Source organism: Ruegeria sp. YTSA144, assembly GCF_059610125.1.
In genome coordinates this window covers 95,165-119,258 of record NZ_JBXWNA010000009.1, presented here as the reverse complement: position 1 = coordinate 119,258, position 24,094 = coordinate 95,165, and the positions used below count along the sequence as shown (strand labels likewise).

Annotated in this window: 24 protein-coding genes; 10 read left to right on the top strand and 14 right to left on the bottom strand. The window is 60.1% G+C overall.

Annotation, left to right across the window (positions count from 1 at the left end):
* The 5 genes from AC2FF8_RS17460 to AC2FF8_RS17440 all read left to right on the top strand — a co-directional run.
* Nucleotides 1-645 (top strand): thiamine pyrophosphate-dependent enzyme (locus AC2FF8_RS17460; RefSeq protein ID WP_496880336.1); only part of this gene is annotated, 645 nt, incomplete at its 5' end.
* Between the two features lie 22 nt (nt 646-667).
* On the top strand, nt 668-1,675 hold the full coding sequence (gene pta / locus AC2FF8_RS17455) for a phosphate acetyltransferase (RefSeq protein ID WP_425080075.1): 1,008 nt from the start codon (nt 668-670) through the stop codon (nt 1,673-1,675).
* 90 nt (nt 1,676-1,765) lie between these two features.
* A complete protein-coding gene (locus AC2FF8_RS17450) occupies nt 1,766-4,585 on the top strand; it encodes a molybdopterin oxidoreductase family protein (RefSeq protein ID WP_496880335.1) in 2,820 nt (939 codons plus the stop codon).
* A 109-nt stretch (nt 4,586-4,694) separates the two neighbouring features.
* A complete protein-coding gene (locus AC2FF8_RS17445) occupies nt 4,695-5,444 on the top strand; it encodes a 4Fe-4S dicluster domain-containing protein (RefSeq protein WP_170345634.1) in 750 nt (249 codons plus the stop codon).
* Nucleotides 5,444-6,316, top strand: coding sequence for a dimethyl sulfoxide reductase anchor subunit family protein (locus AC2FF8_RS17440; protein WP_170345633.1), 873 nt, complete (start codon nt 5,444-5,446; stop codon nt 6,314-6,316). The genes AC2FF8_RS17445 and AC2FF8_RS17440 overlap by 1 nt, the downstream gene beginning before the upstream one ends.
* 135 nt (nt 6,317-6,451) lie before the next feature.
* Here the strand turns inward: AC2FF8_RS17440 and dapA are convergent, their stop codons facing one another.
* The gene (dapA, locus tag AC2FF8_RS17435) at nt 6,452-7,324 is read right to left on the bottom strand and encodes a 4-hydroxy-tetrahydrodipicolinate synthase (protein ID WP_171119879.1); all 873 of its coding nucleotides are present in this window, start codon (nt 7,322-7,324) and stop codon (nt 6,452-6,454) included.
* Between the two features lie 134 nt (nt 7,325-7,458).
* On the opposite strand from dapA, the gene AC2FF8_RS17430 reads away from it, so the two are divergent.
* Nucleotides 7,459-9,432, top strand: coding sequence for a lytic transglycosylase domain-containing protein (locus AC2FF8_RS17430; protein WP_496880334.1), 1,974 nt, complete (start codon nt 7,459-7,461; stop codon nt 9,430-9,432).
* On the opposite strand, the gene AC2FF8_RS17425 is transcribed toward AC2FF8_RS17430, so the two are convergent.
* Together AC2FF8_RS17425 and mnmC2 are read right to left on the bottom strand one after the other, a co-directional pair.
* Complete coding sequence (locus tag AC2FF8_RS17425; protein WP_496880333.1) at nt 9,406-10,275, bottom strand: DMT family transporter; 870 nt, start codon at nt 10,273-10,275, stop codon at nt 9,406-9,408. The genes AC2FF8_RS17430 and AC2FF8_RS17425 overlap by 27 nt on opposite strands.
* A complete protein-coding gene (mnmC2, locus tag AC2FF8_RS17420) occupies nt 10,272-10,937 on the bottom strand; it encodes a tRNA (5-methylaminomethyl-2-thiouridine)(34)-methyltransferase MnmC2 (protein ID WP_496880332.1) in 666 nt (221 codons plus the stop codon). Before mnmC2 ends, AC2FF8_RS17425 begins: the two co-directional genes overlap by 4 nt.
* Before the next feature lie 55 nt (nt 10,938-10,992).
* Between mnmC2 and AC2FF8_RS17415 the strand changes: the two genes are divergently transcribed.
* Nucleotides 10,993-12,027, top strand: a complete 1,035-nt coding sequence (locus AC2FF8_RS17415; protein WP_496873844.1) for an NAD(P)/FAD-dependent oxidoreductase — start codon at nt 10,993-10,995, stop codon at nt 12,025-12,027.
* On the opposite strand, the gene AC2FF8_RS17410 is transcribed toward AC2FF8_RS17415, so the two are convergent.
* The 4 genes from AC2FF8_RS17410 to AC2FF8_RS17395 form a co-directional block, all read right to left on the bottom strand.
* Nucleotides 12,019-12,810: an HTD2 family dehydratase gene (locus AC2FF8_RS17410; RefSeq protein WP_496880331.1), complete on the bottom strand. Its 792-nt coding sequence runs from the start codon at nt 12,808-12,810 to the stop codon at nt 12,019-12,021. The genes AC2FF8_RS17415 and AC2FF8_RS17410 overlap by 9 nt on opposite strands.
* A gap of 15 nt (nt 12,811-12,825) precedes the next feature.
* Nucleotides 12,826-13,368 carry an NADPH-dependent FMN reductase gene (locus AC2FF8_RS17405; RefSeq protein WP_170345627.1) on the bottom strand — a complete coding sequence of 181 codons (543 nt, stop codon included), beginning with the start codon at nt 13,366-13,368 and terminating at the stop codon, nt 12,826-12,828.
* A gap of 132 nt (nt 13,369-13,500) precedes the next feature.
* On the bottom strand, nt 13,501-14,172 hold the full coding sequence (locus AC2FF8_RS17400) for a YiaD family glycine zipper/OmpA-like lipoprotein (protein WP_170345626.1): 672 nt from the start codon (nt 14,170-14,172) through the stop codon (nt 13,501-13,503).
* 126 nt (nt 14,173-14,298) lie between these two features.
* Nucleotides 14,299-14,991, bottom strand: coding sequence for a helix-turn-helix transcriptional regulator (locus tag AC2FF8_RS17395; protein WP_496880330.1), 693 nt, complete (start codon nt 14,989-14,991; stop codon nt 14,299-14,301).
* Nucleotides 14,992-15,097: 106 nt separating this feature from the next.
* On the opposite strand from AC2FF8_RS17395, the gene AC2FF8_RS17390 reads away from it, so the two are divergent.
* On the top strand, nt 15,098-15,289 hold the full coding sequence (locus tag AC2FF8_RS17390; protein ID WP_496880329.1) for a hypothetical protein: 192 nt from the start codon (nt 15,098-15,100) through the stop codon (nt 15,287-15,289).
* 2 nt (nt 15,290-15,291) lie between these two features.
* On the opposite strand, the gene AC2FF8_RS17385 is transcribed toward AC2FF8_RS17390, so the two are convergent.
* Nucleotides 15,292-15,939, bottom strand: coding sequence for an RluA family pseudouridine synthase (locus tag AC2FF8_RS17385; protein WP_496880328.1), 648 nt, complete (start codon nt 15,937-15,939; stop codon nt 15,292-15,294).
* A gap of 99 nt (nt 15,940-16,038) precedes the next feature.
* Between AC2FF8_RS17385 and AC2FF8_RS17380 the strand changes: the two genes are divergently transcribed.
* Both AC2FF8_RS17380 and AC2FF8_RS17375 read left to right on the top strand, forming a co-directional pair.
* Entirely contained in the window at nt 16,039-16,449 is a 411-nt protein-coding gene (locus tag AC2FF8_RS17380) for a nuclear transport factor 2 family protein (protein ID WP_170345622.1), read from the top strand.
* 2 nt (nt 16,450-16,451) lie between these two features.
* The gene (locus AC2FF8_RS17375; protein ID WP_496880327.1) at nt 16,452-17,162 is read left to right on the top strand and encodes an SGNH/GDSL hydrolase family protein; all 711 of its coding nucleotides are present in this window, start codon (nt 16,452-16,454) and stop codon (nt 17,160-17,162) included.
* On the opposite strand, the gene rarD is transcribed toward AC2FF8_RS17375, so the two are convergent.
* The 6 genes from rarD to AC2FF8_RS17345 all read right to left on the bottom strand — a co-directional run bounded on the left by rarD (nt 17,153) and on the right by AC2FF8_RS17345 (nt 24,093).
* Nucleotides 17,153-18,058, bottom strand: a complete 906-nt coding sequence (gene rarD, locus AC2FF8_RS17370) for an EamA family transporter RarD (protein WP_170345620.1) — start codon at nt 18,056-18,058, stop codon at nt 17,153-17,155. The two genes, AC2FF8_RS17375 and rarD, sit on opposite strands and share 10 nt — an antisense overlap.
* 263 nt (nt 18,059-18,321) lie before the next feature.
* Nucleotides 18,322-20,775: a GcvT family protein gene (locus AC2FF8_RS17365; RefSeq protein ID WP_496880326.1), complete on the bottom strand. Its 2,454-nt coding sequence runs from the start codon at nt 20,773-20,775 to the stop codon at nt 18,322-18,324.
* Nucleotides 20,776-20,864: 89 nt separating this feature from the next.
* Nucleotides 20,865-21,842: a GlxA family transcriptional regulator gene (locus AC2FF8_RS17360; protein ID WP_257599407.1), complete on the bottom strand. Its 978-nt coding sequence runs from the start codon at nt 21,840-21,842 to the stop codon at nt 20,865-20,867.
* A gap of 5 nt (nt 21,843-21,847) precedes the next feature.
* Nucleotides 21,848-22,741: a homocysteine S-methyltransferase family protein gene (locus AC2FF8_RS17355; RefSeq protein WP_496880325.1), complete on the bottom strand. Its 894-nt coding sequence runs from the start codon at nt 22,739-22,741 to the stop codon at nt 21,848-21,850.
* 11 nt (nt 22,742-22,752) lie between these two features.
* Nucleotides 22,753-23,805, bottom strand: a complete 1,053-nt coding sequence (locus AC2FF8_RS17350; RefSeq protein ID WP_496880324.1) for an alcohol dehydrogenase family protein — start codon at nt 23,803-23,805, stop codon at nt 22,753-22,755.
* 45 nt (nt 23,806-23,850) lie between these two features.
* Complete coding sequence (locus AC2FF8_RS17345) at nt 23,851-24,093, bottom strand: cupin domain-containing protein (protein WP_425080086.1); 243 nt, start codon at nt 24,091-24,093, stop codon at nt 23,851-23,853.
* Nucleotide 24,094: the final 1 nt, after the last annotated feature.

Below are 24,094 nucleotides of genomic sequence, written 5' to 3'. Positions count from 1 at the left end.
GCCAAGCCCGACTGGATGAGCCCCCGCATGGCCTGGCGCGCCATTCAGGCGGCGCTGCCGAAAGAGGCGATCATCAGTTCGGACATCGGCAACAACTGCGCCATCGGCAACGCCTATCCGTCCTTCGAGGCGGGCCGCAAATACCTGGCGCCGGGCCTGTTCGGCCCCTGCGGCTATGGCCTGCCGGCCATCGTCGGCGCCAAGATCGGCTGCCCGGACGTTCCGGTCGTGGGCTTTGCCGGTGATGGCGCCTTCGGCATCGCGGTGAACGAACTGACCGCGATCGGGCGTGAGGAATGGCCCGCCGTGACCCAGATCGTCTTCCGCAACTATCAGTGGGGCGCGGAAAAGCGCAACTCGACCCTGTGGTTCGACGACAACTTCGTGGGCACCGAGCTGGACACCAAAGTGTCTTACGCCGGTATTGCGCAGGCCTGTGGCCTGAAGGGCGTCGTGGCCCGCACCCAGGACGAGCTGACCGCGGCGCTGAACCAGGCGATCGAGGACCAGAAGAACGGCATCACCACGCTGATCGAGGCCCTGATCAACCAGGAGCTCGGCGAACCCTTCCGCCGCGACGCAATGAAAAAACCCGTCGCCGTCGCCGGAATCTCGGCCGACGACATGAAAGCTCAGGAAGCTTGATCAAAGGACGAGGCCAGAGCGTATGACAATGACACCCATTGAGCTGTTGCGTCAGTGCGCCCCGGCCTCGCGCCCTGTGATTTCGTTATGCGAAGGCAGTGATCCCCGCGTTGTCGCGGGGGCGCTGGCCGCCCAACAGGCCGGGCTGGCCGATGTCATTCTGGTCGGTCCACAAGCCGAAGTCGAAGCCGCCCTCAAAAACCAGAATGCCACTCGCTCTGACGGCGTCATGGTTCACGACCCGGCAACCTCGGACCTGACCGAGGAATTTGCCCAAACCTATTTTGAACTGCGCCAACACAAGGGCGTCGATGCAACCAAGGCCCGTGCCACCGTTGAAACACCGCCTGTCTATGCCGCCATGCTGGTACGCAGCGGGCGGGCCACTGGAACCGTAGGTGGTGCCGTTCACACGACCGGAGACATTGTACGCGCGGCCATTCAGGTGATCGGCATGGCCCCTGATGCCGGAATGGTATCGTCTTTTTTCCTGATGTACCCGCCGGAAAACGCTCAGCCCGGAGCGCGGGCAATGCTCTATTCGGACTGCGGTCTGGTCATCGATCCCAGCGCTGACGAGTTGAGCAAAATTGCCGTCGCCTCGGCCAAATCGGCGCGGGCACTACTGCGGGTTGACCCCAAGATCGCCATGCTCAGCTTCTCGACCAAGGGCAGCGCGAAGCATCCCGATGTCGACAAGGTGATCGAGGCCACAGAAACACTGCGCCGAATGTCCCCAAATCTCGAGGTCGACGGTGAGCTTCAGTTCGACGCGGCCTTCGTGCCCTCGGTCGGGGATCGCAAATCGCCCGGATCTTCGGTCGCCGGCCAAGCCAACGTGATGATCTTTCCCAATCTCGACGCGGGCAATATCGGCTACAAGATCACGCAACGACTGGGGGGTTACACCGCGATCGGCCCGGTTTTGCAGGGGTTGGCGCGACCCGCCAACGATCTGTCCCGCGGATGCAGCGCCGAAGATGTGACCCAGATGATCGCCGTGACCGCACTGCAAGCCATCAGGGAATAATGCCCATAACTCGCGTCGTTTTCAGAACGATGTTCTCTAATCGGAAGGAAAGTGACACAGTCCTCCCGACACAACCGACAGGACCCGCCAATGACCCATCAGCAGCCGATCCTTGAAACGTCTCCGAAAGTTTCGGACGAGGTCCGCAAAACCACCTGTTATATGTGCGCCTGCCGCTGCGGCATCAACGTTCACATGAAAGACGGCAAGGTCGCCTATATCGAAGGAAACCGGGATCACCCGGTAAACAAGGGTGTGCTCTGCGCCAAAGGCTCTGCCGGGATCATGCAGGTCAACGCACCCTCTCGCCTGCGCAAACCGCTGAAGCGTGTCGGCCCACGCGGCTCGGGTGAATTTCGCGAAATCGAATGGGACGAGGCGCTCAGCACTGCTGTGGGCTGGCTGAACGAGCTGCATGAAACCGCACCGCAAAAGCTGGCCTTTTTCACGGGCCGCGACCAGAGCCAGAGCTTCACCAGTTTCTGGGCCCAGAATTTCGGCACTCCGAACTATGCAGCCCATGGCGGCTTCTGCTCGGTCAATATGGCGGCCGGTGGCATTTACACGATGGGTGGCGCGTTTTGGGAGTTTGGACAACCCGACTGGGATCACACCAAACTGTTCATGCTGTTCGGCGTGGCCGAGGATCATGACAGCAACCCGATAAAAATGGGGATCGGCAAGATCAAGGCGCGCGGCGCACGGGTGATCGGAGTGAACCCGATCCGCTCGGGCTATAACGCTGTTGCCGATGACTGGGTCGGGATCACACCCGGCACAGATGGTCTGTTTATCCTATCGTTGATCCACGTGCTGATGAAAGCCGGCAAGATCGATCTGGATTACCTGAGCCGCTATACCAATGCGCCGGTTCTGGTGAATGCAAGCGAGGGTGCGGAAAAGGGCCTGTTCCTGCGCGACGAGGACGGCAAGCCGCTGGTAATTGATCGCAAGACGGGCAAGCCAACCGCATTCGACAAGCCCGGCGTGCGCCCGGACCTGTCGGCGACCTATGACAAGGACGGTGTGACGCACCGCCCCGTTTTCCACCTGATGGCCGAGAAATACCTCAGCGACGAACACGCGCCCGAGGCGGTGGCCGATCGCTGCGGCATCCCCGCCAAACGTATCCGGGCCATTGCCGCCGAAATCGCCAGGGTCGCTTTTGACGAGGCGATCGAACTGGATCAGGAATGGGTTGATTTTCGGGGCGAAAAGCACACCAAGATGATTGGTCGTCCCGTCAGCTTCCATGCCATGCGGGGCGTTTCGGCCCATGCCAACGGATTCCAGACCTGCCGCGCTTTGCACGTGCTTCAGATCCTGCTGGGAACAGTCGAGGTACCAGGCGGTTTCCGTTTCAAGCCACCCTATCCCAAACCGGTCGAAGCGCACCCGACGCCCCATGGCGACAGGCGTCCGGGACGCCCGCTGAACGGCCCGCATCTGGGCTTCCCCCGGGGTCCCGAAGACCTGCTGCTGGACGACTGCGGCACACCGCAACGCATCGACAAGGCGTTCACCTGGGAAAACCCGATGTCCGCGCATGGGTTGATGCATATGGTGATCTCGAACGCGGCTGCCGGTGATCCCTACAAGATCGACACGCTGTTCATGTATATGGCAAATATGTCGTGGAACTCCTCCATGAACACCAAAGGTGTGATGGAGATGCTGACGGCCAAGACCGAAGACGGCAATTACGTCATCCCGCGCATCATCTACTCCGATGCCTATTCTTCGGAAATGGTGGCTTATGCCGACTTGATCCTGCCCGACACCACCTATCTCGAGCGGCACGACTGTATCTCTCTGCTGGATCGCCCGATCTGCGAGGCCGACGCCGCAGCAGACGCCATTCGCTGGCCGGTGGTCGAACCCGACCGTGACGTGCGTGGCTTCCAGTCGGTTCTGATCGAACTGGCCAACCGCATGAGCCTGCCGGGTTTCACGAATGAGGACGGCAGCCCAAAGTGGAAAGACTACGCAGATTACATCGTCAACCACGAACGACGTCCCGGCATCGGCCCGCTGGCCGGCTTCCGGGGTTCGGACGGTGACAAGGAAGGCCGCGGCGAAGTCAATCCGGATCAACTGAACCGGTATATCGAAAACGGTGGGTTTTATGTGGCGCATATCCCGGAAGGCGCGGATTACTACAAGCCTTGGAACACCGCCTATCAGCACTGGGCTGTCGGGATGGGCATCTATGACAGCCCTCAACCGTATCTGTTCCAGCTCTATTCCGAACCGATGCGCCGTTTCCAGCTGGCTGCCGAAGGTTACGGTGACCGCCAGCCGCCCGAGCACCTGCGCCAGCGCATCAAGGACACCATGGATCCGCTGCCGATCTGGTACGAAACCGACCAGCGGGGCAATGAAGGCTTCACGGTCAACGCCCTGACCCAACGCCCAATGGCCATGTATCACAGTTGGGGTACACAGAACGCGTGGCTGCGCCAGTTGCACGGGCACAACCCGCTTTATGTCCCGACCAAACTGATGCGAGAACACAACCTGCAAGACGGAGACTGGGCAAAAGTCAGCTCCCCACACGGTGAGATCACCGTGCCTGTGATGGAGATGGCCGCGCTGAACGACAACACGGTCTGGACGTGGAACGCCATCGGCAAACGCAAAGGTGCCTGGGCTTTGCAGGACGACGCGCCAGAGGCGACCAAAGGTTTCCTGCTCAACCACCTGATTCACGAATTGCTGCCGTCCAAAGAAGATGGAATGCGCTGGGCCAATTCGGACCCGATCACAGGTCAGGCGGCATGGTTCGACCTGAAGGTCAAAATCGAAAAAACCGACGCGCCCGCCGATGCGCAAAGCCAGCCGAATTTCGACCCGATCAAATCTCCGGTCGGAACCGGCCCTGAGAACCTGGCCTGGAAGGTGGGCAAATGACCCGGATCCGCACTTCATCTGGCCAAAAATATCCCGGGGGTGAATTGAGCCGCAGGCTCAAGAGGGGGCTGGCCCCCTCACCTGCCCCCCAAAGCAGAGGTTCACTGACATGACCCAGCTACCTAACTCCACCGACCGCAAGATGGGTCTGGTCATCGACCTTGACACCTGTGTTGGCTGCCACGCCTGCGTTATTTCCTGTAAAGGCTGGAACACTGAAAACTACGGGGCCCCGCTTTCGGATCAGGACGCCTACGGTGCAAACCCTTCGGGCACCTTCCTCAACCGCGTGCATTCCTACGAAGTGCAACCTGCCGACGGGCACGCCCAGCTGATCCACTTCCCAAAATCCTGCCTGCATTGCGAAGACGCGCCCTGCGTTACCGTTTGCCCCACCGGCGCCAGCTACAAGAGGGTCGAGGATGGCATCGTATTGGTCAATGAAAGCGATTGTATCGGGTGCGGCCTGTGCGCCTGGTCCTGCCCTTACGGTGCGCGGGAACTGGATGTAGCCGAAGGCGTGATGAAGAAATGCACACTTTGTGTTGACCGCATCTACAACGAAAACCTCCCCGAAGTCGACCGTATCCCAGCCTGTGTTCGCACCTGCCCTGCGGGCGCAAGGCACTTTGGCGATCTGGGCGATCCTGACAGCGATGTCAGCCAGTTGGTTGCAGAACGAGGCGGGATGGACCTGATGCCGGAAATGGGCACCAAACCCGTCAACAAATACCTGCCCCCGCGCCCCAAGGACACCGTGGAAGACCAGATCGACATACTGGCCCCCCTGCTGGCACCCATCGCCGACGAGCCCAAAGGGTTCCTCGGCTGGCTCGACAAGACGTTGGAGAAACTCTGATGCATCCCGCACCATCCGTCATTCTGTTCACCACCCTGTCCGGTCTGGGATTCGGACTGCTGTTCTTTCTTGGTCTGGGGTTTCCGGCTGTCTCGGGTTGGGTGGCTTTTGTGTTCTTCGCCATTGCCTATGGTCTGGCCGTCGGCGGGCTTTTGGCCTCGACCTTCCACCTTGGCCATCCGGAACGGGCCTTGAAGGCCTTCACCCAATGGAAAACCAGCTGGCTCAGCCGTGAAGGCTGGTGTGCCGTACTCGCGCTGGTCATCATGGGACTCTATGCGATTGGCGTGGTGTTTCTGGACCAGCGTTGGGGTTTTCTGGGCTGGATCGGCGCAGGATTGTCGCTGGCGACCGTGTTCACGACCTCGATGATCTATACGCAACTCAAGACCATCCCACGCTGGAACATGAACCTGACACCCGCCATGTTCCTCAGCTTCAGCCTGACCGGCGGTGCCTTGCTGGCAGGTCAGACAAGCGCAGCTCTGCCGCTGCTGCTGATCGCGGCGCTGGTGCAGATACTGTACTGGCGCAAGGGAGATCAGGCGTTTGCATCATCGGGAACGGATCTGGGAACAGCCACAGGGCTTGGCACACGCGGTTCCGTCCGCGCCTTTGAGCCGCCCCATACCGGCACCAATTATCTGCTGCGAGAATTCGTTCACGTGGTCGGACGCAAACACGCCGAGAAACTGCGGCTGATCTCGTTCGTTCTGGCATTCGTGTTGCCGGTTCTGCTGTTGTTGCTGCCGTTCAATCACGTCTTCGCCCTGCTGGCCGTGGCCTCGCATCTGGCGGGCGTTGCAACGTCGCGCTGGCTGTTCTTTGCGCAGGCGGAACATGTCGTGGGGTTGTACTACGGCAAACGGTAGAGGGGGCGCTGCCCCCGCCGCGGCAAGCCGCGACTCCCCCGGGATATTTTTAGCCAGATGAAGTCTGGAAACATGGAAAAGAAAGGGCGGCGCTCAAGGTCAGAGGCCGCCCTTCGTCATATTCTGAAATACCGGTCAGATCAGGCCGGCATGGGCCATTGCGGCCTCGATGGCTTCCTTGGTGCTGGCTTCCAGCTCGGTCAGGGGTGAGCGGACTTCGGTGCTGCAAAGGCCCAGTTTGCTGAGTGCATATTTGGCACCGACAAGGCCCGGCTCGATAAAGATCGCCTCATGCAGCGGCATCAGTTTGTCCTGATACTCCAACGCCTTTGCATAATCTCCGGCCAGCGTGGCCTGCTGGAATTCGGCGCAGAGCCTAGGGGCCACGTTTGCAGTCACCGAGATGCAGCCAACACCGCCATGGGCATTGAACCCAAGGGCCGTGGCGTCTTCGCCGGACAGTTGGCAGAAATCTGCGCCACAGGCAGCGCGCTGCTGGCTGACACGGGCCAGGTCGCCTGTTGCATCCTTGACCCCGACGATACGGGGAAGCTTGGCCAGTTCACCCATTGTGGCAGGCGTCATATCAATGACTGAACGGCCCGGAATGTTGTAGATGATGATCGGGATATCCGCGGCCGCATGCAGCGCCTCGAAATGCGCGATCAGGCCGCGCTGAGTCGGTTTGTTGTAATACGGCGTAACGACCAGCGCCGCATCCGCCCCAACTTTTTCCGCAAATTGAACGAAGCGGACAGCTTCGACCGTGTTGTTCGACCCGGCACCGGCAATGACCGGAACGCGGCCCGCAGCGGTTTTGACGACCTCTTCGATCACCGTCTCATGCTCTTCGTGGCTGAGCGTCGGGCTTTCGCCGGTGGTTCCCACAGGCACCAGCCCGGTCGAGCCTTCGGATATCTGCCAATCCACCAGATGTTTGAGCGTCTTCAGGTCCAACTCGCCGTTGTTGAACGGGGTGACGAGGGCTGGCATCGAGCCTTTGAACATGACACGCTCCTTCAAGGTGCATTTTGCTGTTTTTGCGCCGCGGTCCCTCACGTTTCCAGCTTTGAGAGTTGATCCCGGCGACGCACGGTTTATCCTCACAGGCTCTATCCTCGGTTGGTTGGGAAATGCAAGGGATGACACGCTTTCTGGCACTGTTGACTGCTGTGATTCTGTATTCGGTGACTGCGCCGCATTCAGCGCGGGCAGATGCTGCGGCTGATTTGCGCGCCGGGCTTGACGAAATGCGCAAAGGCGACTGGAACGCCGCGTTGCACGTATCCGGCCAGCGAGGTTCCGTATCGCGTGATATCATCGTCTGGCACTGGCTGCGCGAGGGGTTCGGCAGCTCTGGCGACGTATTGGTGTTTCTCGAACGTCGGCCGGACTGGCCCGGTTTGGCGTGGCTGCGCCGCAAGAGCGAGCCCGTTTTCACCGGAGCCGATCCCGACAGAGCTCTGAAATTCTATGCCGCCATGCCGCCTCAGACAGCAGAGGGCGCGTTGAACTACGCCGTTGCCCTGAAAGCCAAGGGACGCATCGGAGAGGCGGAGGCCGACATTGTGACAGCCTGGCGCACCATGCCAATGGGTTCGGGCCTGCAAAAAAGCTATCTGGAGAACTTTGCCACATTGCTGAAACCGCATCACGCGGCGCGGTTGGACAGAATGCTGTGGGACGGTCATCTTGTAAGCGCCGGGCAGATGTTGCCTTTGGTCGGTCCGGTCGAACGCAAACTGGCCGAAGCGCGCATAGCATTGCAGAAACGCCAACCCGGTGTGGACGCCAAGGTGGCAGCAGTTCCCAAGTCGCTGGCGGATGCGCCCGGGCTGGCCTTCGATCGTTTTGTCTGGCGCGACAAGAAAGAACTGGATGACAGCGCCGTCGATCTGATGCTGGCACGCTCTACCGGGCCTGACGCCCTGGGTGAGCCCGACAAATGGGCCGAGGGACGGCGCCGTCTTGCACGGCTTGAGATGCGATCGGGCCGTGCGGCGCGCGCCTATGACGTGGCCGCCAATCATCACATGACCCCCGAAATGGGTTACGGCTATGCCGATCTTGAATGGCTGGCCGGTTTTCTGGCGCTTCGCAAACTGAATGATCCAGCCACCGCCGTTCGCCACTTCCAGAACTTTTCGGACGCCGTGAAATCTCCGATCTCGAAAGGCCGTGGTGGCTATTGGCTTGGGCGCGCTTACGCGGCACTGGGTGACGCGGACAAGGCGTATGACGCCTATGCGATGGGGGCCGACTACCAGACATCATTCTACGGTCTTTTGGCCGCAGAACGGATCGGACGACCGTTTGATTCGGAACTGGCCAATCCGCGGCGTGCGCCGCATTGGCGGCAGGCGGAGTTTGCCGATTCCAGCGTTTTGGAGGCCGGGTTGCTGTTGTTGAAAGCCGGAGAAGCAAACCTGTCCGAACGGTTCCTGACCCATCTGGTGGAAGGCCTTGATCCAGTGCAGGCCAGTCAGCTGGGCGATCTGGTGATTGAACTGAAACAGCCGCATCTGGCCGTGATGATCGCCAAACGGGCCGCGACCAACGGTACTGTCCTTCCTGCGGCCTATTACCCGGTCCACCCGGTGGCCGATATGCGATTGCCGATGGCCAAGGAAATGACACTGGCGATCGCGCGCCGCGAAAGCGAGTTCGACCCGGTCGTCGTCAGCGGTGCGGGCGCGCGCGGCCTGATGCAGGTAATGCCCGCCACGGCCAAGCTGGTCGCGGGCGAGCTGGGCATTCTCGGCGGCCATCAAACCGGGCGATTGACCACGGACTGGCAATACAACGCAAAGCTTGGGGCCAACTACCTTTCCGGTTTGGCAGCCGATTTCAACGGCAACGTTGTGATGATGGCGGCGGGGTATAATGCAGGGCCAAGGCGCCCGATCTCGTGGATGGAACGCTATGGTGACCCACGCACAGGCGAGGTTGATATCGTCGACTGGATCGAGACGATCCCGTTCAGCGAAACGCGAAACTACGTGATGCGCGTGACCGAAAGCCTGCCGGTCTACCGTGCGCGCCTGGGGCAACCCGCCCTTCCGATTCCTTTTTCGCAGGAACTGATCGGATCATCTCTGGCGGCGTTCGCGCCATAAGGTGAACAAACCTGCGGCTACGACGATGGTTGCGCCCGCCACGACTTCGGGGCGCAACGTTTCGCCAAAGATCGAAATACCCAGGATCGCGCTCCAAACCAGGTGGAAATATGCAAAGGGTTGAACCGCACTGGCTTCGGCCATCTCATAACACTTGATCAGCAGCCAGTGCCCGAACACCCCACTGACACAAAGCAGCGCCATCCAGAGCCAGTCGCTGCGCGCCATCGGCTCCCAGAACCACATGCCAAACACGGTCATCGCCACGGCCCCGGCGACACCGGTCCAGAAAAAGCTGGTCGCCGCGCTGTCCTGACGGGCGACATATCGCGTCAAAAGACCATAGATCGCAAACAGCAATGCGGAAATCAAAGGTATGACAGCCCACGGGTTAAAGACCCCGCCACCCGGTTGCAAAATGATCAGAACTCCGATGCATCCTACGCCGATCGCGACCCACCGCCGCCATCCGACCTTTTCACCCAGCACCGGCCCGCTCAGCGCGGCGACAAGCAAAGGATAGCAGATGAAAACCGCCATACTGTCGATCAGGCCAAGGACCGTAAAGCCGAACACCGCGATGCAGATCTCGGCCGCCAGCAGCACCCCCCGCACGATCTGCACACCCAACTGACTTGTCTTTGTGGCCGCCTTCAGCCCACCGGGGGCCCGCGCAGCCAGAGCGATGACGAAAGCTGCAAAGAACCAATAGCGGATCATGACCACCATGTAGGTGTTGTAGGTTCCGGCCAGATGGCGCGAGATACCGTCCTGCAAAGCAAAGACAATCGTCGCGCCCACCATCAATGCGATGCCCGCGCCCACATTGTTCTTTTGGGTCATACTTTGCGTGCCCGTGTCATGTGCCGCTTGCGGCCAAAGCCGGGCGTGCGGGTCACGTTGAAACCGGCACTTTCAAGCCCCCGGCGCACAAAACCCGCGGCCGTATACGTGGCCGCCGTCCCCCCCGTGACAGTGTGGTTTGCCACGTCCTGCATCAGGCCCACACCCCACAATTCAGGGTTCTTGGCCGGTGAAAACCCGTCGAGAAACCAGGCATCTGCCATTGCGTCCCAGTTCGGCAATGTCTTGCGCGCATCGCCGATCACCACCTCGAACTGAAGCGACTCCAATGTACATGTGCGTCCTGTCCAATGCGCCAGAAAACGGCTGCTCCACGGATGCAATTCAGGAAAGGACCCGAGCGCGCGTTGCATGTCTTCCGGCGCCATGGGAAAGGCTTCGAAACTGGTAAAGCGCAATGGCCCTTTTTGGCCGGATGCTTCCCATTCCGACCAGGCCGTCAGCAGGTTCAGGCCGGTGCCGAAACCCAACTCGGCAATGTGAAACCCCGGCGCAAACCGTGCAGGCAAATCATTTCCCGCCAGAAACACATGGCGCGTCTCTTCCAGCCCGTTCTGCAACGAGTAATATGGGTCGTCGAAGCGGTCCGAGACCGGGATCTGATCTTCGGTCCACGTCAATTTGGCGCGCTGGTCTGCCATCGGGGAATCCTGTAGCTAAGCGGCGCGACACTGAACAAGGAAAAGGGAATTGGCAATGGTCGATGTGACGGTTCGCGGCGCGGGAATTTTCGGCCTGTCCATCGCCTGGATTTGTGCGCGACGCGGCGCAAACGTGCAGGTTGTCGATCCGTTCGGACCGGGCGCGGGGTCCAGCGGAGGTCTGGTCGGCGCGTTGGCCCCGCATGTGCCGGAAAACTGGAACGCCAAGAAAGCATTTCAGTTCGACAGCCTGATCATGGCTGAACCGTTCTGGCGGCAGGTCGAAGACACCGGCGGGGTTTCCCCCGGCTATGGCCGGCTGGGCCGCCTTCAGCCGATCCCGGACGCGCGTGGTCTGGAATTGGCCCGCCAGCGCGCAGGCACCGCAGATGAGCTTTGGCAAGGCCGCGCGGAATGGCGTGTCATGACCACGGCCCAAGCGGGTTCATGGTGCCCGCCCAGCCCCACAGGTTTTGTCATCCGGGATACGTTAACGGCACGGATGCACCCCCGGCGGGCCTGTGCCGCGCTGGTCGCAGCCCTGGAGGTCATGGGCGTCCACATTGTCAGTGAAGCCGAGGACAAGGGGCAGGTCATCCACGCCACCGGCCTTGCAGGATTGCAGGAATTGAACGACGCCTACGGCAAGACCGTCGGAAATGGTGTCAAAGGGCAGGCCGCCCTGTTGCGCTTCGACGCGGGGGAAGTGCCGCAACTGTTCGCCGACGCGATTCACATTGTCCCACATGCAGACGGAACACTTGCGGTCGGATCGACCTCGGAACGGGACTACGATGACCCGACCAGCACGGACGAAGCTCTGGACGACGTGATAGACCGCGCCACGCGCGTCCTGCCCCTGTTGCACGGGGCCGAGGTGATCGAACGCTGGGCCGGTGTGCGCCCTCGCAGCAAAAGCCGTGCGCCGATGTTGGGCGCGCATCCCCTGCATCAGGGGCAGTTCATCGCCAATGGCGGGTTCAAAATCGGGTTCGGCATGGCCCCCAAAATCGCCGAGGTCATGGCCGATCTTATGCTGGAAGACCGGGATAGGATCCCTGATGAGTTCCGGCCCGAAGCCTCATTGTGACTGTACGACAGCCTGCATGCATCGCCGCCCGTCAGGGCCGCGCACCCACATGTTTTCACCTCTCCGGCACAACTGGGCAGTTTCGAAATGCATCAACGGTGAAGTCGCACGGAACGAAAACGAGGCGAGCGGACCGCTCAGATCCACCGCGAACAAAATCAGAAGCTGCGCCAGAAGCGGCCCGTGCACGACCAGCCCGCCATATCCTTCCACATCGCGCGCATAGTCCAGATCATAGTGAATACGGTGGCCATTGAAGGTCAGGGCCGAGTATCGAAACAACAAGGTTGAATCGAACCCGACTTCGCGGAAATCGGTTTCATCGGTGCGCGCTCTGGGCGGTTGGGGCGTTTCAGCATCCGGCGCAGGATCTTCGCGATAGACGAGATCCTGCCACTCTGTCACGCGCAACTGACCGTTCTGCCAGATCTCGTGCCGCAAAGTGACAAAGCCCAACGGGCCGGACCGCCCCACCTTGGCGCTTTGGCTTTCAAGAACCGATTTTTTTTCGGCGGTGATCCCTGCGATCAGAGGAGCGTGAAAGGTCAACCGCCCCCCGGCCCACATTCTGCACGGCAACCCCATATCCGGGATCAGGCCCCCAACCTTGGGATGCCCATCCCGGCCCAATGCGGCAGCCGGTTGCGGGGTCCAGAAATAGAGCTGATGGAAGAAGGGCGGCAATTCCGAACCACTGGCGATCGTCGGCACAGCGCCCAGCGCCACCTGAAATGCGGCCGCGCGGGCCGGATCCAGAAGATCGGTCTGTCGCTCTTGCGTCATTTGCCTGACCCGCGTTCAGAACCCGGCCTGGGCCCTAAGTTTCTGCATCAAATCGTGCAATGACTTTTCATAGCGATCGGAACGCAGCCTTCCCTGATCGTCGAATTCGTTCGAACTGTTCGCCAGATGGATTTCGGGCCCTTGCAGGATGCGCGGCTGAAAGGGAACCATACAGGCCCGCAGGATCATCTGCGCCCGCTCCCCGCCCGCACGACCAGCAGCCGCCGACATTACCGCAACCGGTTTGTCGGCCCATGGATTGCCTTGCGTACGGCTGACCCAATCCAGCGCGTTCTTCAGAACACCCGATGGGCCCTTGTTGTACTCAGGTGTCGAGATGATCACCGCATCGGCCTGTGCGATCTGATTGGCCAACGTCTGAACCACTTCGGGAATCCCTTCGCCGTCTTCCAGATCACCATCGTAGAGGGGCAGGTTCAAATCCGCTTCGACAAAGCTCGCCGGATCGAACAACCGAGCCGCCTCGCGCAGAAGCTTACGGTTGGTCGCGTTCTGGCGCAGGGACCCGGACAGGCCAAGAAGGGTCGGTTGGGACATCAGGAAAGCTCCGTTTCTGTGTTTGTCGCAAGTTAGACCGAGTTCACCCTGATCCAAACCCCATTTGACGCACAGTCATTGCGCGAAGGGGGCCGCCCAAAGGGTGGCCCCGCTGTTCACAATACGCAGGGGTTACGCGTTTCCGCTGGGCACCACGACAATCTCGACACGCCGGTTTTGCGATTTTCCTTCGGGCGTCAGGTTGGACGCGACAGGGTTGTTTTCACCTTGCCCGATCGTGCGAATGCGGTTGTAGCTGACACCATTGGCCTGAAGGATATCGGCCACTGCGTTCGCGCGGCGTTCTGACAGGCCCTGATTGTAGGTTGCGTCTCCGTCGCTGTCAGTGTGCCCGATGATCTGCACGTTCGAATTCGGGTAGTTGACGAGGTTCTGGCCCACTTTCACCAGATCAGACCGCAGCGCCGGGCGTACGGTCGAACTGTCGGTGTCAAAGGTGATGTCATTCGGGACCGTCACAATCAGGCGATCCCCTGCGTTTACGATCGTAATTCCGTCATTTGCCAGCTGTTGACGCAGCTCCGCGGCCTGCTTGTCCAGTTGATTGCCGATCACTCCGCCCCCGGCAGCACCGATTGCGGCACCGGCCAGCGCACCCAGACCGGGGTTCGAGTTATTGGCAATCGCCCCGATACCAGCGCCAACCAGACCACCCAATACGGCGCCTTGTTTGGCGTTCTGGTTCGGGTCGTTTTGTACTGTCAGCGTGCCCGGATCGGTACAGGCCGCCAACACAAGGGCTGAACACAAGCCCGTGGCCACGAAAAACTTGGAAATCGTCATGATATCACCTTCTGCTCCAGCACCCGTTATTCGGGCATGCTTCGTTTTCCTCAGTATATCACTGTGCCGGCTTGGCGGCTCAAGCAACAATGCGGTGAGATCGGCGAATACCCGCCAAACGCGTATTCAAACCGTTTCAACGAACGCTTCTGCATTCTGCTGTTCCTGCCAGAGGTCGCGCAACGACCTGCTCTGTCCCGAAAAGCTTTCCTCCGTGCATTCGCTGGACCAGATACGGTCGGTGCGGAAATGGCGAAACCCGTTGCGCAGTTCGCACCAGCCTGCCAGCATCGTGCATTCGATGTGATAGATCAGCGCCACAGGGCGCACGACCCGGACCGTGCGTTCGCCTTCACCATCTTCATAGGTGATACGGATTTTCCGTTCTGCCCGAATGGCTTCGCGGTAATGTGCAATCGAAACACAACCCTTTTCCGGATCGTCCGCCGGAGCACCCCATGGGGCAACCTGCAACCAGTCAGCAGGGCAGTGCAGCGCGTCGATCTTTTGACATATTCGACTGGCAGCCCGTTGAAGATGGCTGTCTCCGGTGCGCGCCAACATGGACAGTCCAACCCACAAAGCCTCGACTTCCTCTGCGTCGAAATTGAGCGGCGGCAAGTCGTAACCGCGCCGCATAATGTAACCAACGCCCGCCTCACCTTCGATGGGCGTCCGTTGCGCCTGCAACTCGGCAATGTCCCGATAGACCGTGCGCACGGACACCTCCAACTTTGCGGCCAGTGCCTCTGCCGTGACCGGAGCGCCCGCAGCCCGCAGGATCTGGATGATTTCAAACAATCGGGTCGAACGGCGCATTGCATCCTCCTGTCACCATGCTGACACCCTAGCACACCCCACTGACAAGAGGGTGTCAGGAGAGATGGGTCAAATTGGAATGGCATCACGAAAAGGAGCACGAAAAATGCCATATCTCGACACCCATGTCATGATGACACTCAGGCTGGGGCAATGGTCTCAGGACCAAACCCTGCGCGCCTTCGAGATCGAGCGCGAAATCGCCATGGCCCGGCAGTGCAAGCAGCCCGTTTCAAAGAAACGATCAAGACGTTTTTCGCTGGGAAATCTGAAGATGCTCTGGACCAGCACGGCCTGAGATCAGAACTCGGGCCGGGCCCGGAACTTCATCGAAACCCCACCTTCCGGGTGTTTCAGGCGCAGTTCTTCCGAATGCAGCATCAATCTGGGGAAGCCCAGCGCATCGCCTGTTGCATAGAATGGATCGCCCAGGATCGGGTGGCCCAGAGCCTGCATATGAACACGAAGCTGATGAGACCGGCCCGTTTTGGGAAACAGACGCACACGCGTCGTATCGCCTTCGGTCTTCACGACACGCCAGTCCGTCACGGCAGGTTTGCCCGTCGCATGACAAACCATCTGTCTGGGCCGGTTGGGCCAGTCCACGATCAGAGGCAGATCAACGGTACCGGTCTTGGGTTCCAGATGCCCCCAGACACGGGCGATATAGGTTTTGCGGGTCTGACGCTGCTCGAATTGCATGCTCAGGTTGCGCTGCGCGTGCGGCGTTTGGGCAAAGACCATGACACCGGACGTGTCCCGGTCCAACCGGTGCACCAGCAGGGCTTGTGGAAATGCATCCTGCACCCGGGTCAAAAGACAATCGGACAGATGCGCCCCCCGCCCCGGAACGGAAAGCAGGCCCGAAGGTTTGTTCACCACGATCAGCTGTGCGTCTTCATGCAACACATCCAGCGGGGTTTGAGGGGGATCATAGGTTTCGCTCATGCAGGGGTGCCTATCCCAGCTCGTGACCTCCCGCAACGTCGTCCTTGCATGCCCGCCCATGTTCGGTGACCTTCTCCCCAAAAAAGCGGAGGAGATGCCATGCACCCGACAATAGAACGCATGCAAGAGGTTGTCGCGAAGGGCGATGAGGCCTTGATCCACGAACTTTTGGCCGAAGATGTGCAGTTCCTGCCACCAACCTACTACAGCACCTGGACAGGGCGCGCTCCGGTCGCGGCCGTTCTGGGGCATGTCGGGCAGGTGTTTTCAGATTTTCGGTATCGGCGCATCATGGGCGGCGGGAAAGACTGGGCATTGGAATTTCAATGCAAAGTCGGTGATCTGGATGGTATCGGTGTCGATCTGATTACGTTGAATGACGACGGGTTGATTCAGGTTTTCGAGGTCGTCATGCGCCCCTATAAAACGGTAGGTGCCTTGCGCGATGCCATGATGGCGCGGGTTATGACCGACGCCCGTTTTCTGGAATTCAAAAACGCGCTGAGCTGACAATGCCACGTTCATTGGCTGCCGATCAGATTTTGCGGGTGCCTTTGCTTCCGGTGCTTGCCGCGCAGGGCCTATCGGTGCGACGGAACGCTCAGCTGCTGCCGGAACCGACTGGCCCGCGCGAGGGCCGCACAGGGCGCGGGCCGCGCCTGCGGCTTCTGATCACCGGTGACAGCTCGGCAGCCGGAGTGGGCGCGGGCACGCAGGATCAGGCGTTATCCGGACATCTGGTCAACCGTCTGGCAAGGCACTACGCGGTCGAATGGCAGTTGGAAGCGACAACCGGGCACACCACCCAGGATACGATTGACCGCCTGTCGCAGATAAATGGCGAATTCGATGCTGTCGTTACGGCACTCGGGGTCAATGATGTCACCCGGGCTGTAACACGCCAGCAATTTGCGCACCGCCAGACCCGTCTCATCCGCTTGCTTTCCGAAGACCTGGGCGCTCGGCGCATCGTCGTCACCGCTGTCCCGCAGATGAACAGGTTTCCGGCCCTGCCACAGCCACTGGCCTGGGTACTAGGATGCCAATCCGCGCGCCTGGACCAGGGGCTGCAAGAGGTTGTCGCTGCTTTTCCGCATGTTCAACACCTGCCCCTCGATCTGCCGGACGACCCGGCATTGGCTGCACCGGATGGCTATCATCCCAGCCCCCGGGCGTATGCGCTTTGGGCGGATGCAGCCGCGCGTCTGTTGCTTCAGGCCTGACCGCGCGCCTGCCGGATCATAGGGATCGAGTAAACGACCAGAGCCGCCCAGATCAATGGGAACGCAATCATCCGGCCGGTGTCTATCTTCTCACCGAACAGGGTTATTGCTGTAATGAAAATCATGGTCGGCGCGATGTATTGCAGAATGCCCATCGTGGACAGACGCACCAGTTTGGCGCCATTTGCGTAAACCAGCAACGGCACCGCCGTCACAACCCCTGCACAGGACAGCAACAAGGTGTCCGACATCGCCACGCCGAAATGTCCTGTGCCCTGCACACCCAAAAAGGTGACATAGACCAGTGCCGGAATCAAAAGGATCAGGACCTCGAGCAGGAAACCCTGGTTCGGCCCAATCGGCAACGAGCGCTTGAAGAACGCGTAGAACCCCCAGCTGACCATCAAGCCAAGAGCGGCCCAAGGCAAACGACCGGCTTCCACCACAAGTACCACCACACCGATCGCAGCCAATCCAACCGCGAACAATTGTGTCCGTGTCAGGGGTTCCCTCAACAGGATTGCCCCCAGCGCAATACTGAACAGAGGGTTGATGTAATATCCCAGCGCTGCATCCAATGCGTTGCCCGTGGAAATGGCCCATACGTAAATCGCCCAGTTCACGGAAATAAGCGCAGCGGTCAAAGCGGCCATGCCCAACATCTTCGGGTTGCCAAGCGCGGCCTTCAGATCCCGGGTTCGGCCCAGGACAACCAGCAACAACCCGGCCACGGGCACTGACCAGATAACACGGTGCGCCACAACCTCGACCGCGCCCATATGATCCAGCGCTTTCATGTACAGAGGCAAAAACCCCCACAGGACATAGGCCGTGACTGCCAGCGCAAGCCCCTTTGGTGTGTCCGTGTTCTGTGAAGGTAGAAGCGTGTCTGCCACATCGGGTCTCCGGTTGATACCGGTTCGGTTTAAGGCAGAAATGAACGGGTTGAAAACTCTGAAAACAGTGAAGTGTCACATAACGATGTTTGATGAGTTGTCAGACCACGCTTTTCAGGTGAGGTCTGAAATGCGAGGCTCTGCCTCGCGCTCCGGGATATTTGTGGCCAGATGAACAAGGGGCACCAATCTTCATCTGGCCGAAAATATCCCGGGGGAGTCGCCGAAGGCGGCGGGGGCAGAGCCCCCACCGAACCCCGTGGTCACACCTTGATCCGTTCGGATTTCGGGTCATACATCGGCTTGAGCGACGCCTCGGCCCGGACTTTCGTGCCACAAACGTCGATCTCGTAAGTCGAGGCCAGAACGTCCGCAGCCTTCTCCCCTTCGCAGGGCACGTAACCCAAACCGATGGCGCCTCCCAGCGTGTGGCCATAGTTGCCCGAGCTGAGATAGCCCACATACTCGCCATCGCGGATGATCGGTTCATTGTGGAACAGCAGCGGCTCGGGATCGGTCAGGCGGAATTGCACAAGGCGCGATTTCGGCCCGCTTTCCTTGCGCGCGATCACCGCCTCGCGGCCGATGAAGTCGCAGCCCTTGTCCACCTTGACGGCAAAGCCCAGCCCGGCATCCACCACGTGATCCTCGCAGGTGATGTCATGGCCGAAATGGCGGAAGCCCTTTTCGATCCGGCAGCTGTCCATCATGTGCATGCCACAGAGTTTCAGCCCCATGCCCTGCCCCGCATCGTGCAGCGTTTCAAAGACGTGGCCCGCCATGTCGGAAGAGACATAGATCTCCCATCCAAGCTCGCCCACATAGGTGACACGGTGGGCGCGGGCGAGGCCCATGCCGATCTCGATTTCCTGCGCGGTGCCGAAGGGGTTTGCCGCATTGGTGAAATCGTTTGGCGAAACCTTTTCCAGCAAGGCCCGCGCATTCGGACCCATCACCGCCAGAACGCCTTCACCCGCCGTGACATCGGTGATGACCACGTTGAAATCGCCCGAATGACGCATCATCCAGGTCTGATCCGCCAGCCGCGTCGCTGCCGGGGTGACCACCAAATAGGACGTCTCGGTAAGACGTGTCACGGTGACATCCGCCTCGATTCCGCCGGAACGGTTCAGAAACTGCGTGTAGACGATCTTGCCGTTGGGCACCGCGTAGTCGCCGCCACCGATAAAGTTCATGAACTTCTGGGCATCGGGGCCTTCGACGCGGATCTTGCCGAACGAGGACATGTCATACATGCCCACGTTCTCGCGCACCGCGCGGTGTTCGGCGGCCGAGTTCTCGAACCAGTTCTGGCGCTTCCAGCTATAGTTGTATTCGCGCTCTTGCCCTTCATTGGCGAACCAGTTGGCGCGCTCCCACCCGGCCAGTTCGCCCATCACGGCCCCGTGTTCTTTCAGGTGGTGGTGGAACGGCGTCCGGCGCACGCCGCGCGCCGTGGCTTTCTGGCGATAGGGGTAGTGGTCGGCATAGAGCAGGCCCAGCGTCTCCTTGGACCGTTCGAACAGGTATTTCCTGTTGCCTTGGAAGGGTTGCATCCGGCTGATGTCCACATCGCCCAGGTCAAAGGGTTTTTCACCCGAATCCATCCATTCGGCCAGCGCCATGCCCGCACCCCCTGCCGATTGAATGCCAATCGAGTTGAACCCGGCGGCAACCCAGACATTGTCCATCTCAGGCGCCAGACCCAGATGATAGGCATCATCAGGCGTAAAGCTCTCGGGGCCGTTGAAGAAGGTGTGGATACCGGCCTCGGCCAGCATCGGCATCCGTTCGCAGGCGGCTTCGAGGATCGGTTCAAAATGGTCGAAATCCTCGGGCAGCTGGTCGAATTCGAACGTGTCCGGGATGCCATTCATCGCCCAGGGCTTGGCGTTGGGTTCAAACGCACCCAGAAGGATTTTTCCGGCATCCTCCTTGTAATAGGCGCATTCATCCGGCACCCGCAGCACCGGCAGCTGGGTCAGGCCGTCGATGTTTTCGGTCACGATATAGAAGTGTTCGCAGGCATGCAGCGGGACGTTCACGCCGGCCATTCGGCCAACTTCGTGGCCCCACATGCCCGCGCAGTTCACCACCATGTCGCATTCGATATGACCCGAGGCGCTGCCGTCATCGGCCACCCAATCGACGCCGGTCACGCGGCGGCCCTGTTTGACGATGTCGGTGACCTTTACCCTCTCTTTCACCACGCCTCCGCGCTGGCGGGCGCCCTTGGCCAGGGCCAGCGCAATATTGGCGGGATCACCCTGCCCATCCAACGGCAGATAGACGGCACCTTTGACGCCCTCGAGATTGATGTGCGGATACAGCTCCTGCACGCGCTCATTCGAGATTTCTTCGACCTCGACACCAAACGCCCGCGCCATCGCAGCCTGACGATAGATTTCTTCTTTGCGTTCCTCGGTCAGCGCCACGGTGATCGACCCGCAGCGCTTGAAGCCGGTGGCGACGCCGGTTTCCTCTTCCAGCGAGCCATACAGCTCCTGACTGTACTTCGCCAGCTTGGTCATGTTTGCGGTGGCGCGCAGCTGCGCAATCAGACCCGCCGCATGCCAGGTGGTGCCACTGGTCAGTTGCTTTCGTTCAAGCAACACGACGTCCTTCCAACCCTTTTTGGTCAAATGATACGCGACCGAACATCCGATGACGCCACCGCCGATGATGACCGCTCGGGCCTTGCTGGGAAGATCAACCATCCTGAAATCTCCGCTGTGTCAGGTTTGGCATAGGTTGCCATGGAAGATCGACAATAAATGCACCAAAAGCGTCACATAATCCGCAGTTTTCACCGATGTGAAGCCGCGCGCTTTTGCCGACGTACGACAAAAGGCGTTACCCCGAAGAAGCTTTTGTACACAGACGAAAAACCGTTCGGGAAACCACAGGCCATTCCAATTTCGCGAACGCTCATCGTGGTGTTCAGCAACAGGTTATTTGCCTTGGCCAGTCGCATTTCCCGGTAGAACCCGTTGGGAGTGGTTCCAAAAAAGGTTTTGAACTTACGCTCGAGGGACCGGTTCGACAGGTGCAGCGATTCGACAATCTGATTGATCGGCAGGGGGTCTTCGATATTGGCCTGCATGAGCTTTATGCACTGATCCAGCTTCGAATCGCCTGTCGCGGTCAACTTGGCGCCCGAAAATGGCTGCATCGAAGCGAAATCGCGGATGTTCTCATGCAGCATGATGTCGGCCACGGTCATCTTCGCCGGTCCCGAGACATGACGCCCGATCACTGCCAAGGCGATATCCGTTGTTGCCTCCATCCCGGCACATGTCACCACTGCGCCCTGTTCGGTTGCGATCGACAGTTTGGCTTCGAACCGGGCTCCGCGTTCCCGCAGGAACGATGCGTTTTCCCAATGGGTTGCCAGGTCGGCTGTTCCCTGCTCGTCGATATAGCGGCTGGCGGCTTCGGCCAGCAGGAACACCTTGGCGCCCCGGAAGGTATAGTCCGACACCACCCGCCCCAACGACAAATCCGGATGATCCGGATCTGAATTGCCGATTACGAACAGGTAGTCCGCCTTGGGCTGAGGCGGCACCGCTTCTGTTTGAACCACGGCGTCACTGCTGCTGGCGATCGGGCCACCTTTGAGCGAGCGATAGGTGAAGGTGAACGGAGGGCTTGGGCATACACGGTTGGCCAGCCTCAACACCTCGACCAAAGACGCCAGTTCCAGCAGCACGAAACCCGGCGCGACAAGGATGTCGAAATGCCGTATGGCCTGTTTTGGAGCGTCAGAAGTAGGTTTTGCCGCCATTTTCTTCAAACGATGTTATGACCGGCGGCCCGCACCCGGTTCGCCAGTTCTTCGATATGATCCGGCCCGATTTCGCAGCACCCGCCAACAATCGTTGCCCCCTGATCGATCCACCGCATCACCTGATCCGCATAAGCCCCGGGGCCAAGGTCATGCCGTTCTTGCAGGGCATCCACGGTCGGCGCATCCTGAAGGAAGCCATCCGAAATATGCGTAAAACCATTGGCGTAGGCCCCGTATGGCCGATTCATGCCGGACAGAACCTCCAGCGCCGCCGGGATCGCTTCGGGGCGCGAACAGTTGATCAACACGGCATCGGGCGAAAACTCTTCCACCAGCGGAGCAATGTCCGCCAACGCTTCGCCGGACCTGAGAAGGCTGCCATCGTCATCATTGACCGACAGGGACAGCCAAACCGGTTTTCCGCATCCGGCCGTGCCGCGCAAAGCGCCCTCGGCTTCCTGTATCGAAGACACGGTCTCGATCAGAAACAGATCGACCCGCGCGGCCATCATGGCCACAAGTTCGGCGAACTTTTCAGCCGCGTCCGCCGGATCCGGGTTCAGATCGGGTCGATAAGATGCCAGCAACGGCCCCAATGCACCCGCGATCCGGCCCTCGGTTTCCGCGCGGGCACGTTCCGCCTGTGTCAGGGCAGTGTCGATCAGGGTGGGCATCTGATCCTCCATCCCCACCCGCACCAGACGAGAGCGATGCACGGCATAAGTATTGGTTGTCGCGACCGTCGCACCCCGGCGGAAATAGTCGCGGTGTACTTCCGCGACCAAATCGGGGTGATCGATCATCACGCGCGTCGACCACAGCGGTGTCGCCCGGTCGCCACTGCGTTTTACCAGTTCCTGCCCGATAGAGCCGTCCAAAAGGGTGATATCTGCCATGTCGTTACTCCTCAGGGCACCAATACCAGTTTTCCCGGAAGGGTCTTCGATTGAAAGTCAGCCTGTGCAACGCCAATATCCTTCAACGGATAGGTCCGGGAAACCAGCGGCTTGATCCGTCCGGTATTCACCAGTTCCACAAGACGGGCAAAGACTTCGGGTGCCTGGTGCGTGCACCCATGTATGGTGATGTCGCGCAGATATATGTCCCGCAGATCAGCTTCGACAATCGGGCCCGCTATCGCCCCCGAAACGGCGTAATGCCCGCCGGGTTTCAGGGAAAGGATCAGCGATGGCCAAGCCGGGCCACCCACAACGTCTATCACCACATCGAACATATCTTGCGGCAGCGGGTCGTTCCGGTCAAACGTGTTCTCTGCCCCCTGGGATTTCACGATCTCGGCTTTCGCGCCAGCTGTTACAGCCCAAACCGACGCCCCGCGCAGCGCAGCGAGTTGCACCGCCGCCAGCCCGACGCCACCCGAAGCACCGGTAATCAGCACCTTGTGCCCGGCAGTCACGCCTGCGCGGGTCAGCAGGTTTTCCGCCGTGCCAAAGGCGCAAGGAATGGCTGCGATTTCCACATCCGAAAGGGGCGAGGCGCTGACGTCATAGAGATCATCGGCTTCAACCAGGCAGTACTGCGCAAAAGCCCCGTCGATCTCGGAACCCAGCGCAATGAAGCCCTGCGGGTTTCCCGGACGCGGGCGCGGCAGGTTTATCGGACAGGTCACGCGCTGCCCCGGTTTGAAGGCAACACCCGGCCCAACCTGTTCCACGATGCCGCACAGATCGCCGCCCTGAATGCGGGGAAAGTGCAATGCACCGCCCCAACCACCCGCTTCGACCTCTTGGTCAACCGCATCCGTCGCGCCGGTGACGTCCGAGGAATACCAACCGACACGCGTGTTGATATCCGTGTTGTTCACGCCTGCGGCGGCGACCCGAACAAGAACTTGTCCTGCCCCGGGTTCAGGAACCGGAATATCATCACGCCATTCCAGAACCTCGGGTCCACCGTGACCGGTCAGGTAGACGCCCGACATGGTATTGGGAATCGTCATCTCAGACCTCACCATCAGAATGTTACGGACCGTGGCTCGTGATCCTCAGCCCACATCAACGCGATCCACCATCAACAAAGAAACCAACCCCGCCTTCGGAAAACAGAAAACCTCGGCATGGCTGTTGTGGCGATGAAGGCCAAGCGTACAGCTGGCCTTCACGTTGTCTTCCATCAAGGTGTAGGCCCCGCGCGTGCCCCGACCGGAAACCTTAACGAAGGTATGGTCGTTTTCCCAGTCAAAGTTGGGACCCTCACCGGGTTCCAGCCTGGAATATTGCGGACGCATG